This is a genomic window from Paramicrobacterium salitolerans, from assembly GCF_051513965.1.
In the GTDB taxonomy this organism is placed as follows: domain Bacteria; phylum Actinomycetota; class Actinomycetes; order Actinomycetales; family Microbacteriaceae; genus Paramicrobacterium.
In genome coordinates this window covers 785,642-800,419 of sequence record NZ_CP195847.1, presented here as the reverse complement: position 1 = coordinate 800,419, position 14,778 = coordinate 785,642, and the positions used below count along the sequence as shown (strand labels likewise).

The following is a 14,778-nucleotide window of genomic DNA, read 5'->3' as shown; positions in this document are numbered from 1 at the left end:
CTAGAAGAAGCTGACACCGAGCGTGGCGAGCACGCCGAACGCGAGCCCCCACAGGATGATCGAGATGATCTGCCAGAAGATCACGGCGTTCTTCGACGCTCCGAAGGAGACCATCGCCGCCGAGGTGATCTGGCTGGGCAGCAACGCCTGCCCCGCGAGGCTCACACCGGCGACGCCGTAGCGGTCGAAGCGCTCGCGCAGCTTCTGCCGACGCGGGGACTCCTCGACGGGCTCGGCTCGGCTCGTCACCTTCTGCCTGACCTTGTGGGCACTGAGCACGAAGATCAGCATCGAGATGATGTTGCCCACGACCGCCATTCCGATCGCCACCGCCGGATTCAGCCCGAGCAGAACGCCGATCACGGAGCCGAAGTACGACTCGATCAGCGGAATGGCGGCGACCACGAGGATGCCGAGCCAGGTCAGCGCTTCGGGAAGTGAGGCTACGGAGTTCTGAAGTGACTCGATCATTGTGGGGCCTTTCGCTCTGCGGGGATGGCGTTTGAAGTGTGTTCTGCGTTCGGTCTCAGCGACCGTGCATATCCATCGTGCGCCGCGGCGTCGCGGCCGGTAAGTGCCGTCACGTCACCGGTCGGTGTGCGTCTGCGCACCGGCATCCGTGACATTTGTCACTGCTCTAAACTCAGAGCCATGCTGAGCCCCACACGCATTGGCCCGCGCCGATGACCGCCTCCGGAGTGCCCCGCGCGGTCGAGCGCGGCGTGTACACGACGTGGCTGTACACGCTCGCCACGATCGTCTTCTTCGTGCTCATCATCGACGCGATCGTGCTGCTGCGCGGCGTCGTCGCCGTGGCGGCATCCCCCACCCCTCTCGACGCCGCGATCGTCGTGCTGACGCTCGTATCGATGCTCGTGCAGATTCGCTACTGCTGGTTTCTGCGCGTGGGGCTCGGCGGCGGGCTGCCGCGGCCCGCGTGGACGATCGCACTGCTCGGCTCGTCGACCGCGTGCTGGGTGCTCGGTCTCTTCTCGCCCGGGCTGTGGCACGTCTCGGCGCTGCTGATCTGGGTCGCAGCGGTGCTCATCGCGTGCCTCGTGCCGCGTCGGTGGCGCTGGCTGATTCTCGCGGTCGCGCTCGGTCTCGTTCTCGTGAGCCACCCGCTGGCGCGTATGATCCTGGGCGGCGAGATCGGCTTCACCGGCGGACCCGACATCGGACTGCTGATCGTCTACGCATTGTTTCTTCCCGCGGCCGTCATCTTCAGCCTGTGGTGGTGGAACATCGTCGTCGAACTCGACCGGCACCGGCGATCGGCCGCGGAGCTCGCGATCGTCAAAGAGAGGCTGCGCTTCGCGGCTGATCTGCACGACATTCAGGGGCACCACCTGCAGGTCATCGCACTCAAGGCAGAGTTGGCCGAACGGATGCTCGAACGCAACCCCACAGCCGCACGTGAGCAGCTGCGCGAGACACGGCAGGTCGCGGCCGACGCCCTGCAAGAGACCCGGTCGCTCGTGGCCGGCTACCGTGAAGTCGCGCTTGAGAACGAGCTCCAGAACGCACGCGAAGTGCTGACCGCCGCGGGAATCCCCTGCGATCTGCGCATCACGGTTCTGCCGTCGACCGACGCCGCCCGTCGCGCGCTTGCCTACGTCGTGCGCGAGGCGACCACGAACATCCTCCGCCACAGCTCAGCGACGTCGGTGACGATCGCGATGACACACGACAAGGGATGCTCGACACTCGAGATCTCGAACGACGGCGTCCCCTCTGACCGCCCTTCTGACGCCACCGGCACGGGCCTTGCGGGGCTGCGCGCACGGCTCGCCGACGCGGGCGGCACGCTCACCACGTCCGGGGCTGGCGGCCGCTTCGTCGTGACCGCCGAGGTTTCGGATGCCGCACCGACCGACGCTGGTTCGCCCGAGGAGGTGCTCCATGGCTGACGCGTCGACGCGCAGCATCCGTCTGCTCATCGCCGATGACGAGCACATGATTCGCACCGCCCTCGTCGCGCTGCTCTCGCTCGAGCCCGACCTCGAGGTCGTCGCGAGCGCAGACAACGGTCTCACCGCCGTCGAGCTCGCCGTCCAGACGCGGCCGGACGTATGCCTTCTGGACCTCGAGATGCCGGGAGCCGACGGCCTCGAAGCCGCCGAGCAGATCATCCGCGCGGTGCCGGCGCGCGTCGTGCTCGTGACCCGGCATGCGCGGCCGGGTGTGCTGCGCCGCGCACTCTCGGCGCGCATCTCCGGATTCGTGCCGAAGTCCACTCCCGCCGAGCAGATCGCCGACGTGATCCGTGAGGTCGCCGCGGGCCGCCGCTACATCGACTCGGAGATCGCCGCAACCGCGCTTGCCGCCGAACGCTGCCCATTGACGGACCGCGAACTCGACGCCGTGCGCCTCAGCCGCTCGACGCTCAGCGTGCAGCAGATCGCGGAGCGCCTCCACCTCGCCCAGGGCACGGTGCGCAACTACCTGTCCTCCGCGATGACGAAGCTCGGCGTCTCCTCTCGCCAAGAGGCCGCCGAGCACGCCTGGCAACAGGGCTGGATCTGAGGGATGCCGCTGAGACGGCATCCCTCATCACTCACTCCTGAAAATACGACGCCGCCTCGCGAGCCTCGAACACGACGTCGTCGAGGTTGTCGCCCACCGCGTTGACGTGCCCGATCTTGCGGCCCGGTCGCGGAGCCTTGCCGTAGTTGTGAACCTTGACCGTGGGATGCTTCGCGAGCGCCTGCGGGTAACGATCGGCGACGGTGCCCTCGGCGGGACCGCCGAGGATGTTGATCATCACGGCCACGTCATCGCGAAGCCCGGTCGCACCGAGCGGCAGGTCGAGCACCGCGCGAAGGTGCTGCTCGAACTGGCTCGTCGTGGAGCCGTCCTGCGACCAGTGACCAGAGTTGTGCGGACGCATCGCGAGTTCGTTGACCAGCAGACGGTCGTCCGTGGTCTCGAAGAGCTCCACCGCGAAGACTCCCGTCACATCGAGGCCCTCGGCGATGTCGACCGCGATCTGCGCAGCGACCTCGGCGACGCGTCCCGCAGAATGCGGAGCGGGGGCGAAGACCTCGGCGCACACGCCGTCCTTCTGCACGGTCTCGACGACCGGCCAGACGGCGAGCGTGCCGGACGGACGACGGGCGGTCAGCTGAGCGAGCTCGCGGCGGAAGTCGACGCGCTCCTCCGCGAGGAGCGCACCTCCCCGGCCATCTTCGGCGAGCGCCGTGAACCAGTCGCCGACCTCGTGCGCACGTGACACGACGCGCACGCCCTTGCCGTCGTACCCGCCGCGCGGCGTCTTCACGACCGCGTGCCCGCCATGTTCGTCGATGAAGCTCTGCAGCTCCTCTTCCGTCTCGACGCGCGCCCAGTCCGGAACCGGGATGCCGAGTTCGCTGAGCTTCTCCCGCATGGCGAGCTTGTCCTGTGCGTAGAGAAGCGCGTCCGGCCCGGGATGCACCGCGACGCCTGCCTCTACCAGGGCGCGAAGCACCGGCTGCGGGACGTGCTCGTGGTCGAACGTGATGACGTCGACGCCCCGCGCGAACTCGAGCACTGTGTCGACGTCGCGGTAGTCCCCGACCTGTGTCGCGGCGAGCGACGCCGCCATATTCTCCTGCTCTGCCAGCACTCGGATTTCGAGCCCCAGGTTGATGGCGGGTGGAATCATCATGCGTGCAAGCTGTCCACCACCGATGACACCGACTACGGGCATGCGTCGCTCCTGTCGTCTTGAGAACTGCGGATCTTCTCAGTTATAGGAAAACTGTTGTCGCTAAACTGCGAACTCCTCTATCTTCTCGCATGAAGGGCGGGCGCATGACGAATCGCAGCGTCTCCGGGCTGAAAGCCCTGGCGATGCAGGTGATTCGGTTTGGGCTCGTGGGCGCCGCGGGATTCGCCGTCGACATCGTTGTGTTCAACGCGCTGCGGCTGACCGTTCTTGCGCCCGAGGAGATCACGTCCGGCCCGATGATCGCCAAGGTGGTCTCGACGACCCTCGCCATTCTCACCAACTGGGTCGGCAACCGGTTCTGGACCTTCGGCGACAGCCGTCAGTCCAATACGGTGCGTGAGGGAGCCGAGTTCTTCGCGGTCAGCATCGTCGGAATGGGCATCGGCCTCGCCTGCCTCTGGGTCTCGCATTACGTTCTCGGCTTCACGAGTGTGCTCGCCGACAACATCTCGTCGAACGTCATCGGCCTCGCGCTTGGGGCCGTGTTCCGGTTCGCGCTGTACCGCTGGTGGGTGTTCTCACCGACGCGCGCTGCCGCGCGGCATCCTCTGACCTCTCAGAGCACCGAGGTCTCGTCGCGCAGCACCGAACCCGCCGCGTAGCCGCCGTACCCGAGCTGGCCCTGCGCCCGCTCGATCAGGTCGTGCAGAACGCTCTGCACCTGGTTGGCTCCCGGAACGTCCTTCAGAACGATCGGATCGTCGACGCCCGAGGTCAGCACGATGTCGCCCGAGCGTGACATCGCCTGGAAGGGGCCGCGCTTGACGGTCACGGTGTAGCCGCGCGAGTGCAGAAGCTCGCGTCGCGTGCGCACGAAGAAACCCTGGCGCACAATGACGCGGCGCGTGGTCAGCGTGTAGCGGCGGTTGAGCCACATGAAGTACGGCAGCAGAACGAACAGCACCACAGCGGCGATGCCCGACACCAGGATGGTCACGTTGATCCACGATTCACGGAAGGAGCCGTAGAAGAAGGAGACGGCACCGACGGTGATGAGCAGCACGATGACGGGGAGAATGAGGATGCGGCCATGCCGATGCATCCGGGCGACGACGCGCTCAGCGCTCTGCTCGCCGGTGTGGTTCTCCTCCATGGCGTCCATTCTGCCGTACGGCGCGCTGTGTGCCCGGTGAGCACGCCGAACGTGACGAGTTCACACGTTCGGTGCGCCCAGGCGCCGCGCTTCCCCCACTCGCCGCCCGCCACCTCACCGCTGCTCTCCTCTCCTCTCCCCTCACCTCTCTCCCTCCTTCCCTCCCTCCCTTCACCGCCCCAAAGAATCGGAAAACTGACGTCGCGTGCGGCGTGTCGGGCCGCGCCACGCCGTTCCGCACCACGATCTTCCGATTCTTTGTCTGGGCAGAATGCCGAGTCCACAGCCACCGCACTCGAGCCGGCTATCCACAATCGAGGGAATCGGCCGACGAAGGCCCCGCGCATCACCGCAAGATGTCCTCATGGACGTGGCAGACCTCCTTCACCAGCAGGGCGAAATCGCCCGAATCTCAACCCTCATTCGCCGGGGAGCGTCCCGAGCCGCCATCGCCCGCGCCCTCGACGACGGCAGAGTGCGGCGCATCATGCCCGGCTGGGTGGCCGGCAACGGCGCGGATGCTGAGCAGATCAGCACGGTCCGCTCGGGAGGACGGCTCGGCTGCATCTCGGCGCTGGCCCGCTGGGGTGTGTGGTCGGGCGACGATCGGCACCCGCACATTGCGATGCCGCAGCACGGACGCAGACGGCGGCCGCAGCCGAACGATGGCAGCACCACCCAGGCCGTTACCCACCCGCGCTCGAAAAGCAAAGCGACCTCTCGCCCGCGCGTCCTTCTGCCCGCGCGTGCGCACTGGGGCATCCTCCCCCGCAAGGGAGACCTCGACTGGATCATCAGCCCAGCCGAGGCACTCCGGCAAGCGGTCTGCTGCCAAGAGCTGGAGCACGCTGTCGCCTGTGTGGACTCCACACTGCGTCTCGGCGTTCTCAGCGCCGCCGATTGGGACGACATCGCGCGCGGTCTCCCCGTGTCGCGCCGCGAGTGCGTTCCTCTCGTCGACGGGCGCGCCGATTCTGGGCTCGAGAGTCGCGTTCGCGTGCGCCTCATCCGGCTCGGCCACGCCGTGGAGACGCAGGTCCGCGTTCCGGGCTTCGGCAAGATCGACCTTCTCATCGACGGCCGCGTGGGCCTGGAACTCGACGGGGATGCTTTCCATTCCACCGCTGAGCAGCGGCAACGCGACGCGGAGAAAGTTCTCACGTCGATGCTCTTCGGGCTTCCTGTGCTCCGGGCGGGGTATGCGCAGGCGATCGATGACTGGGACCTCGTTTACGAAGCATTGACGAGGATGCTTCAGCTCACGCCAGCTCGCGAGCTCTCAGCGCTGGCACTCTAGGCGCTTCAGTTTCAGAGAGTCGGAAATATTTGGAAGCTGCGGCATGTCGGCGCAAAACACGCCGCAAGAACCGAAATTTTCCGATTCTCTGCCGATGCGCCAACTCGAGCAGGCCGCGCGGCAGCAGCGCTCAGGCCACGGGCAGCTGCTCTCAGACCCGAGGCCGCGCTCAGGCACCACGGGCTACGCGGGTTACTGCGCTCCGACCCGTGGCGGCACTCAGGCCGCGCGGCAGCTGCTCTCACGCGGTGGGAGACTCCTCGGCGCCGTTCTCGAGCCGAAGATGCGTCACGTCCCCCGCGGCGATGCTCCGAAGCGTCGCCTCCCCGTCCGGCTGCACGAGCAGCTGCCCGTCAGCGTCGAGTCCCCGCGCATAGCCCAGCAGGTCGTCGGCGCCCGGCAGCTGCACGCGCACCCGCTTGCCGAGCGTCTCGCACGCCGTGCTCACCTGCGAGATCAGGTCACTCGCGCGCGCGTCGCCACCGGCCGCGACGAACGGCTCGTAGAGGGCGCGCAGCTGCTTCAGATACAAGGCGAGCACGCGGTCCGGCGCATACGTGCGGCGGCACTCGATGGCGAGCGAGGTCGCCGTTTCGATCGGCAACTGGTCACGGGTCATATCGGTGTTCAGTCCCGCACCCACCACGACGGCGGGCGCCTCGCCCGGCACGAGTTCGCTGAGGATGCCGCTGATCTTCAGGCCCCGCACCAGTACGTCGTTCGGCCACTTCAGCGTCGCATCGAGCGCGCGCATGCCCGCTCCCGCGAGAAGGAGCTGCACTGTGCGCGTCATCGCGAGCCCCGCCATGAGCGGAATCCAACCGATGCGGTCGGCCGGAACATCGGGCCGAAGCAGTACAGAGGTCGCGAGACTCGACCCAGGAGGAGTGGTCCACACACGATCGAGGCGGCCGCGCCCGGTCGTCTGATTGTCCGTGACGAGGACGGAGAGGTCGGGCCATGCGTCAGGATTCGCGGTGGCCTCGGCGACGAGATCGGCGTTCGTCGAGCCGGAGGATTCCCGCCACGTGACAGCGGAGGCGATCTCGCGGCTCTCGGAGAGATCGGGGGAAGTCATGACACTAAGCGTATTGCGCGAGTCTGTGCGACGCGGCATCCCTTCCTGTTGACATCCACCAATGTCTCGAAATCGGCTTGTCGGAACCCTCCAAGGGTGTGACGCTGGGTTGCCGAGATAGAGTGAACGTCGTGACCGAAGACCTCAGCCAGACCGAGCCCGACATCTCGACGACCGCGGGCAAGCTCGCGGACCTGAAACGTCGCTATCACGAAGCGGTGACAGCACCGGGCGAAGCAGCCATCGCCAAGCAGCACGCCAAGGGCAAGATGACCGCCCGCGAGCGCATCGAGAAGCTCCTCGACACGGGCAGCTTCGTCGAACTCGACGAGTTCGTGCGGCACCGCACCTACTCGTTCGGCATGGACAAGAAGCGTCCGTACGGTGACTCGGTCGTCACGGGGACCGGAACCATCGGCGGTCGTCAGGTCGCGGTGTACGCCCAGGACTTCACGATCTTCGGCGGCTCCCTCGGCGAGGTCGCCGGCGAGAAGATCATCAAGGTGATGGACCACGCGATCAAGTGCGGTGTGCCCCTCATCGGCATCCTCGACTCGGGTGGCGCACGCATTCAGGAGGGCGTCGTGGCCCTCGGCAAGTACGGCGAGATCTTCCGTCGCAACACGGCAGCCTCCGGAGTCATTCCGCAGATCTCGATCGTGATGGGACCCGCCGCGGGCGGAGCTGTCTACTCCCCTGCGCTGACCGACTTCGTGATCATGGTCGACAAGACCAGCCAGATGTTCGTCACCGGACCGGACGTCATCAAGACGGTCACCGGCGAAGACGTCGGCATGGAGGAGCTCGGCGGTGCGCTCGCGCACAACACTCGTTCGGGTGTCGCGCACTACCTCGCCAACGACGAGGACGACGCGATCGACTACGCCCGCACCCTCATCGGGTATCTGCCCGACAACAATCTCACGGATCCGCCCTCCTACTCGTCTGAGTTCGAGTTCGAGACGACGGATGCCGATCAGAAGCTCAACACGATCATCCCTGACTCCCCGAACCAGCCGTACGACGTGACTACCGTGATCGAGCACCTCGTCGACGATGAGGAGTTCCTCGAGGTTCAGCCGCTGTTCGCGCCGAACATCGTGATCGGCTTCGCGCGCATCGAGGGAACGTCGGTCGGGATCATCGCGAACCAGCCCAACACCATGGCGGGCACCCTCAACATCGACGCGGGTGAGAAGGCCTCCCGCTTCGTCCGTTTCTGCGACGCCTTCTCGATTCCGATCCTCACCCTCGTGGACGTTCCCGGATATCTGCCCGGCACCGACCAGGAATGGGACGGTGTGATCCGCCGCGGCGCGAAGCTGCTCTACGCCTACGCCGAAGCGACCGTGCCGCTCGTCACCGTCATTCTGCGCAAGGCCTACGGCGGCGCCTACATCGTCATGGGCTCCAAGCAGCTCGGCGCCGACATCAACCTCGCGTGGCCGACCGCGGAGATCGCCGTCATGGGTGGTCAGGGCGCCATCAACATCCTCTACCGCAACGAGATCAAGAAGGCGGAGGAGAACGGCGAAGACGTCGCGGCGGTGCGCACCAAGCTCACGAACGAGTACATGTACAGCGTCACGAGTCCGTTCCTCGCCGCAGAGCGCGGCGAACTCGACGGTGTCATCGAGCCGGCGGCCACGCGTGTGAGCGTCGCCAAGGCGTTCCGCTCCCTCAAGGGCAAGCGCGCGCAGATGCCGCCGAAGAAACACGGAAACATCCCGCTGTGATGGCTCCTGGAAAGCACGCGGCACCGATTACGGATGGCGAGGAGGCGCACCCGGAGGGTGCTTTCCGCATCGTCCGCGGCGCGCCGACCGAAGAAGAGGTCGCCGCGGTGAGCGCAGTTCTCGCGGCGGCGATCGCCGAGGTCCGCGAGAGCGGTCTCTCCGACGCCGACGACACGCCGAGCGAGTGGTCACGTTCGCAGCGACCGATTCGCCGCCCCATCACGCCCGGACCCGGGCGCTGGCGCAATTTCTCGGCGTAATGGCCGACAGGACCCGGGTATAGTTCCCGGAATGGGGGACACCACGTCTCAGACGTTGTCCCCCAAAAAGCCGACTAGCGTCGGCGGCCCATCCCCGCGAGAATAGCTATTGCTAGGTGGCACTCTCAGAGTTTCACCATAGGCCGGGTATCCACCTAGGGAATGGATATCTGGTTTGGGGGCGGATGAGAACGATATTCGGGTTGTCGTTGTCATCCGGGGCTTGAGGGGGACCGGAATTAGGGAGCCGGTCCCCCTTTTCCATGCCCTGCGGAACGTGCTCTGCGCGCCGCCACGAAAGAGTCACGGATGCCGCGCCGGGCGAACCCACCGCGGAATCTCGAGCCACACGTCGACGTCGTCGTCCGGGTCGTCGCTTCCCTGCGCAGGGGCGCTGAGCCCGACGATCGTGACGGCGACGTCCGAGCGCTCCGGAGCGGTCCGCACGATGAGCCGCTCGGTGTCAGCGCTCTCGATCGCCTCCGCGATGCGCGTCAGCACGCGCTTCCTCTGTTTGTCTTCGAGATCATCGATGGTGCCCTCGTCGAGAAGCTGGACAACGATGCCCCTGCGGCGCGCTGCCTCCGCGGCATCCCTCACCCGGTCATCGACGAGTGCCCGGCCGCGGATGTCGTCACGCAGCCGCGCTTCGAGCAGACGGGCCTGGGCCCGCTCGGCATCCGTCAATCGACCTTCGGCGAGAACGACATCGCGCAGCATGGGCCCTGCCACGCGGCTCGCGGTCGCCAGACGGGCGCGACGCTCGGAGCGGTGTGCGTGCTGCGCCGCCTCCCAACGGACGGCCTCCCGCTCGGCCTGCACGAGCTTGTCGGCGTCGTCGGACGCCCGCTGCAGCGCGCTCGTCATGATGTACGCGAGCACAACCCAGGCGACGGCGCCGGTGACGCCGATCTGCGCCGACCCGACGAGCCCGCACCACACGAGCGAGTAGATCACGAGAAAGAGCGTCCCGGCGACCGCGTAGATCTTTCGACCCCGCACCATCAGGATCGTCATGAGCGTTCCCTCGGCGTTCGTGTGCCACGTGGCGTACCCGTTGTACTCGTTGACGTCGAGCTGGCTTGTGACGAGCAGCGTGATCGCGACGGCGCACGAGAACGTCAGAGCGGCCACCCACTGCGGAACGCCGGCGTTCCACGGCAGCAGCACGACGACCGTGATGACGGCGTAGAGCACGAGGGCGACGATGGTCGGACCGGCGTTCGTCGGAACTCCGAGCGTGAGGATGCCGCGGGCGATGTGGTACGCCGAGAACGCCGCGGCGAGCGCCACGAGCGTGGAACGAGGAAAGGCCGTCATTCGTCGACCTCCTCGGGGCGCCACGTCAGTTCGATCTCGGTGCCATCGCCCGGAACGCTGTGCACGCGCGCCGTTCCCCCAACGGCGAGCATGCGCTCACGGATCGAGACGCGGAGTCCGAGCCGGTCGTCCGGGACTCTGTCAGGGTCGAAGCCGACACCGTCATCTGAGATCAGAATGGATGCCGCCGCGCCATCGTTCGTCACGGTGATCGAGCGGTGCACAGCCGCGGTCTCGGTGTCCACGCCGTGCCCCTCCGCGTGTTCGACGCTGTTCACCATGGCCTGCACCGCGGCCAGTCCCATCGCGTTGGCGACGCTCTGCGGCACGACAGCACCGGCCTCGGTCTCGCTGGAGACATCGAACCCGCGCTCCATCATGCGCGACGCGATGCTGAGCCGGCTCGCCATCTCGCGCAACGTCACCGTGGACTCGTCGTCGGCCGGCTCCACCCCAGCCTCACGCAGTTCCGCGAGGGCGTGTTCGGCGATCTGCACAGCAGCACGTTCTCCCTCGGCGTTGACGGCGCGTTCCGCCGCCTGAAGCGCAGCGAGGACGTTGTCGTGCACGAGCGCGTCCACCTCGACGCGCTCCGCTTCCATCGCGTGCGCGCGCACTGCCCGGTCGTAGCGGGCGAGAGCGGCGTCTCGCGCGGCATCCACTCGCCTGGCCGACTGACGGAACATCTTCGTGAGCAGCACGATGACCATGCCGAAGATCGCACCGTAGATCGCATCGAGGATGCCGCTTTCAATGCCGCGCAGTCCATCGGGGGCGAGCGTCCGGACAACCCCGAACAGCACGGGGACGCCGATCGTGTATGCGACCGCCCATACGACGGGGAACGCCACAGCTGCGCACGCCGTGGCGACGGTCAGCAGATACCAGATCCACGGTTCGTCGGGTGCACCCCCGAAGACGAACCGCGTGTAGATCGGCCAGACGATGAGCGCAGCGAGGTAGACGAAGGCAAACACCGCGGATGCCGGTCGCACGCCGCGCTTCAGCAGCCCCGCGACCGCGACGATGACGAGCGGAGCAAACATGCACGCGCGGTAGACCGTCGTGGCCATCGGCGGTCGCACCGGCGGCATCATCATCGCGAAGATCGCCGCCTGCACGCCGAACACGATCACCGCGACGGCGAGCACACGGGCGATCATGTTCTCGACGCGGGTCGTGGTGAAGACGCGCGAGTGGCGTTCGCCTGGCTGCGGCGGAACCGGCGAGGGGGCGTCGAACACGGCTTTACCCGGCATCCGTTCCGCCCGGATTGAGCTCGGGGAGAATGCCGTCCTCGACGGCCCTGCGCAGCAGGTCGACCTTCGTGGGAGCGGGTCGGCCGACCTCGACATACTTCTTGCGGATGCGGTCGAGGTGCTGCTTCACCGTCGACGGCGCGACGCCCAGCTGTGCGGCGACCTGCTTCATGGGCAGGCCTGAGGCGTACAGGTGCAGCACGTCCCGCTCGCGGCGTCCGAGCTGAACGCTCGCGAACTCGGAGTCCGCCTCGATCGCGCTCGCCCACTCGAGGTTGTTCAGCACGCCACCCGACGCGACCTGCTCGATCGAGGAGATGACGACGTCGGTGGGCGACGACTTCGGGATGACTCCCGCGGCTCCGGCCGCGAGCGCCTGCCGGACGAGCGTCATGCGGTCGGCGATGCTGTGGATCAGCACCGCAGAGCCGGTGGCCTGCACCCGACGCACGTTTGCGGTGACGTCGCTTCCATCACCGAGCGAGAGATCGAGCACGACGATGTCCAGCGGTGTGCCGCTGCTGTCTCGCGTCTCGCGGAGGAATGCCTCGACGCTCGACACACTGATGGCGACGGTGTGCCCGGCGTTTGCGCACGCAGCCTGCAGGCCGAGCCTGACGGATTCGTGATCGTCGATGATCCCCACTGTCGCCATGGATCACATCGTATCGGGAAACCGTCGTCCCGCTGATTCCGCGCACCGTGCCCGGAGTTCGCGTGCGCCTCCCGCCCCATTCCCCTCCGCGCTATTTGTTCGGGTTTGCGCTACAGAAATTCCTGTAGCGCACGTCCGATTCTGTAGCGCACTGGATGGGGGCCGCGTATGCCTCGCCCGCGGTCGGCCCCGGAGTGCACAGGGACGGCACCGGAGGGGGCACCGGAGACGGCACCACGTGTCACTCACGCACGAACGACGCGACGGCCTCCATGTGGTGGGTGTGCGGGAACAGGTCGAACGCGCGAAGACCGGTGAGACGGTAACCGGATGCCGCGAGAGCCCCCGTGTCGCGAGCGAGCGCCACCGGGTCGCACGCGACGTACACGATCTGCGCCGGAGCGAGTTCGCCGATCTGCCCGATGACGTCCGTTCCGGCACCGGACCGCGGCGGGTCGAGCACGATGGTCGCGTCGCGGAATCCGCGCAGCCGCGCCGGCGACGCCGAGCGGAGCAGCTCTGTGAGGTACCGGTCGACCCGCGCGGTGACGGCCTCGACGTTCCAGTCGGAGAGGTTGCGTACCGCGTGGCGTGTCGCCGCGGCATCCGATTCGACCGTCGTCATGCGCACGCTGTCGCCGAATCTGTCGCCGACCGCCGCTGCGAGCAGTCCGACCCCGCCGTACAGATCGTGGTTCTCCGCCCTCGGGTCGAAGAGCGCGCCGTCGACAGCGGACTGCACCGCCTCGGTGAGCACGGATGCCGCACCTCGGTGCACCTGCCAGAATCCGCCCGCCTCGGCACTGAATTCGCGGTCGCCCACGCGCTCGATCACGGGGTCCGCGGCCCGCAGATCGTCGTCGCCGACGCACAGCAGCGCCTCTGATCCACTCGGGTCGATGAGATCGATGGATGCCGCGCCCTCGACGAGCGCGTCGAGCTCGACCGCCTTCTCGAGACGCTCGGTTGCGAGCGGGAGGCTCGCCACCGGCACAACCGTGTGCGAGCGGGAGGCGTACGGTCCCATGCGTCCTTCGCCGTCGACGTGCAACCGCACGCGTGTGCGCCACCCCAGCCCGTTCCGCTCGTCGTCGCCGGGCACTGGCTCGACCTCGAAATGAGGGGCAGGATGCTTCGCGAAGCGCTCGAACGCCTCACTGAGCACGCGGTGCTTCAGCTCACGCTGGTGTGCGAGCGCGATGTGCCCGAACTCGGCGCCGCCCGCGCGCACGCTCGGGTCACGGTCGACGGACGCCTCCGGCCACACGTGCTCGCGGCGGTGCGGCGACGCCTCGAGCACCTCCACGGTCTCGGCGCGCCAGAACTTCTTCTTACGTGCCTCGGTCACGCGCGCCCGCACGCGTTCCCCTGTGATGGCGTCCGCGACGAAGACCACCCGCCCCTCGTGCCGGGCGATGAAGATTCCGCCGTGCGCTACGTTGGTGATGTCGAGGTCGATGGGCTGCTCAGGTGCGGACATGCATCCGAGCATGTCACACGCCGGTCGGCGTCGGCTGACAGCATCCGTCCCCCAATCTGCGAAGGACCTCATGCCTGACTTCCACCTCGCGTCGACGTCACCAGCCCGCCGGATGCTCCTGGCGCAGTCCGGCATCACCGCGCACGCGTTCGCTCCCGAGGTCGACGAACCGGCCGCTGTCGCCGCGGCCGAGCAGGCTCAGGGCGCTCCGCTCTCGCCGCCGCAGACCGTCGAACTGCTCGCCCGCGCGAAGGCTGAAGCCGGTGCCGCGCTGCTGCGCGCGCAGGGAGTGCGTTCGGGCCTCGTCTTCGGCGGAGACTCCGTCTTCGTGCTCGACGGCGTGGTGTACGGCAAGCCGCACACTCCCGAGGAGGCCGCGCGCCGCTGGCAGATGCAGCGCGGACGTACGGGCACGCTGCATTCGGGGCACTGGCTGATCGATCTCGAGACGGATGCCGCGGCACACGGCGTCGCCGCGAGCGACGTCACCTTCACGGCCGATATGACCGACGACGAGATCGCCGCGTACATCGCGAGCGGCGAACCGCTGTTCGTCGCCGGAGCGTTCACGATCGACAGCCTGGGCGCCGCATTCATCGACCGGGTGGACGGTGACCCGTCGACGGTTGTCGGGCTGTCGATTCCGACGTTGCGCCGACTCGTTCGAGAGCTCGGCTACGAATGGACGTCCCTGTGGGCTTCGGCCGAGGCGACGCAGGATGCCGCGAGCACCACGAATTCCTCGGGCGACGCGGCCTCCGCGTGAGCGCGTCGCCGCGCGGCATCCACCGCTTCTCTCCCCATTTTGTCGGGCAGAGCCACGCTTCTGCGACCATTTTTGTGGAGGTCGTCCAATTTCGCGGGCCCCGGTCGGTTTAGGCTAGGGAA

General features: G+C 67.3%; 15 protein-coding genes. 7 read left to right on the top strand and 8 right to left on the bottom strand.

The genetic code is table 11. The annotated features are described in order from the left end of the window. Entirely contained in the window at window positions 1–471 is a 471-nt protein-coding gene (locus ACSAGD_RS03780) for a hypothetical protein (RefSeq protein WP_437584397.1), read from the bottom strand. A gap of 212 nt (window positions 472–683) precedes the next feature. Here ACSAGD_RS03780 and ACSAGD_RS03775 point away from each other — a divergent pair, with 212 nt between their 5' ends. Together ACSAGD_RS03775 and ACSAGD_RS03770 are read left to right on the top strand one after the other, a co-directional pair. Continuing rightward, window positions 684–1,910: a sensor histidine kinase gene (locus ACSAGD_RS03775; RefSeq protein ID WP_437584396.1), complete on the top strand. Its 1,227-nt coding sequence runs from the start codon at window positions 684–686 to the stop codon at window positions 1,908–1,910. Continuing rightward, window positions 1,903–2,526: a response regulator transcription factor gene (locus ACSAGD_RS03770; protein ID WP_437584395.1), complete on the top strand. Its 624-nt coding sequence runs from the start codon at window positions 1,903–1,905 to the stop codon at window positions 2,524–2,526. The genes ACSAGD_RS03775 and ACSAGD_RS03770 overlap by 8 nt, the downstream gene beginning before the upstream one ends. Window positions 2,527–2,557: 31 nt before the next feature. Here the strand turns inward: ACSAGD_RS03770 and ACSAGD_RS03765 are convergent, their stop codons facing one another. Next, on the bottom strand, window positions 2,558–3,691 hold the full coding sequence (locus tag ACSAGD_RS03765) for a 5-(carboxyamino)imidazole ribonucleotide synthase (RefSeq protein ID WP_437584393.1): 1,134 nt from the start codon (window positions 3,689–3,691) through the stop codon (window positions 2,558–2,560). 104 nt (window positions 3,692–3,795) lie between these two features. Between ACSAGD_RS03765 and ACSAGD_RS03760 the strand changes: the two genes are divergently transcribed. Beyond that, window positions 3,796–4,314, top strand: coding sequence for a GtrA family protein (locus tag ACSAGD_RS03760; protein ID WP_437584392.1), 519 nt, complete (start codon window positions 3,796–3,798; stop codon window positions 4,312–4,314). Here ACSAGD_RS03760 and ACSAGD_RS03755 read toward each other — a convergent pair. Continuing rightward, a complete protein-coding gene (locus ACSAGD_RS03755) occupies window positions 4,269–4,805 on the bottom strand; it encodes a PH domain-containing protein (RefSeq protein ID WP_437584391.1) in 537 nt (178 codons plus the stop codon). The two genes, ACSAGD_RS03760 and ACSAGD_RS03755, sit on opposite strands and share 46 nt — an antisense overlap. 364 nt (window positions 4,806–5,169) lie before the next feature. On the opposite strand from ACSAGD_RS03755, the gene ACSAGD_RS03750 reads away from it, so the two are divergent. After that, entirely contained in the window at window positions 5,170–6,102 is a 933-nt protein-coding gene (locus tag ACSAGD_RS03750; RefSeq protein WP_437584390.1) for a hypothetical protein, read from the top strand. A gap of 241 nt (window positions 6,103–6,343) precedes the next feature. Here the strand turns inward: ACSAGD_RS03750 and ACSAGD_RS03745 are convergent, their stop codons facing one another. After that, window positions 6,344–7,180 carry a biotin--[acetyl-CoA-carboxylase] ligase gene (locus tag ACSAGD_RS03745; protein WP_437584388.1) on the bottom strand — a complete coding sequence of 279 codons (837 nt, stop codon included), beginning with the start codon at window positions 7,178–7,180 and terminating at the stop codon, window positions 6,344–6,346. 131 nt (window positions 7,181–7,311) lie between these two features. Between ACSAGD_RS03745 and ACSAGD_RS03740 the strand changes: the two genes are divergently transcribed. Beyond that, a complete protein-coding gene (locus ACSAGD_RS03740) occupies window positions 7,312–8,916 on the top strand; it encodes an acyl-CoA carboxylase subunit beta (RefSeq protein ID WP_437584387.1) in 1,605 nt (534 codons plus the stop codon). Then, on the top strand, window positions 8,916–9,176 hold the full coding sequence (locus ACSAGD_RS03735) for an acyl-CoA carboxylase epsilon subunit (RefSeq protein ID WP_437585098.1): 261 nt from the start codon (window positions 8,916–8,918) through the stop codon (window positions 9,174–9,176). The genes ACSAGD_RS03740 and ACSAGD_RS03735 overlap by 1 nt, the downstream gene beginning before the upstream one ends. A 303-nt stretch (window positions 9,177–9,479) precedes the next feature. On the opposite strand, the gene ACSAGD_RS03730 is transcribed toward ACSAGD_RS03735, so the two are convergent. From ACSAGD_RS03730 to ACSAGD_RS03715, 4 genes are all read right to left on the bottom strand, one after another. Then, on the bottom strand, window positions 9,480–10,496 hold the full coding sequence (locus ACSAGD_RS03730) for a hypothetical protein (protein WP_437584386.1): 1,017 nt from the start codon (window positions 10,494–10,496) through the stop codon (window positions 9,480–9,482). Beyond that, on the bottom strand, window positions 10,493–11,755 hold the full coding sequence (locus tag ACSAGD_RS03725; protein WP_437584385.1) for a sensor histidine kinase: 1,263 nt from the start codon (window positions 11,753–11,755) through the stop codon (window positions 10,493–10,495). The genes ACSAGD_RS03730 and ACSAGD_RS03725 overlap by 4 nt, the downstream gene beginning before the upstream one ends. Further along, window positions 11,745–12,410, bottom strand: coding sequence for a response regulator (locus ACSAGD_RS03720; protein WP_437584384.1), 666 nt, complete (start codon window positions 12,408–12,410; stop codon window positions 11,745–11,747). The genes ACSAGD_RS03725 and ACSAGD_RS03720 overlap by 11 nt, the downstream gene beginning before the upstream one ends. A gap of 241 nt (window positions 12,411–12,651) precedes the next feature. Beyond that, window positions 12,652–13,890 carry a class I SAM-dependent RNA methyltransferase gene (locus ACSAGD_RS03715; protein ID WP_437584383.1) on the bottom strand — a complete coding sequence of 413 codons (1,239 nt, stop codon included), beginning with the start codon at window positions 13,888–13,890 and terminating at the stop codon, window positions 12,652–12,654. A gap of 70 nt (window positions 13,891–13,960) precedes the next feature. On the opposite strand from ACSAGD_RS03715, the gene ACSAGD_RS03710 reads away from it, so the two are divergent. Continuing rightward, the gene (locus ACSAGD_RS03710) at window positions 13,961–14,656 is read left to right on the top strand and encodes a Maf family protein (protein ID WP_437585097.1); all 696 of its coding nucleotides are present in this window, start codon (window positions 13,961–13,963) and stop codon (window positions 14,654–14,656) included. The last annotated feature ends 122 nt before the right edge of the window (window positions 14,657–14,778 follow it).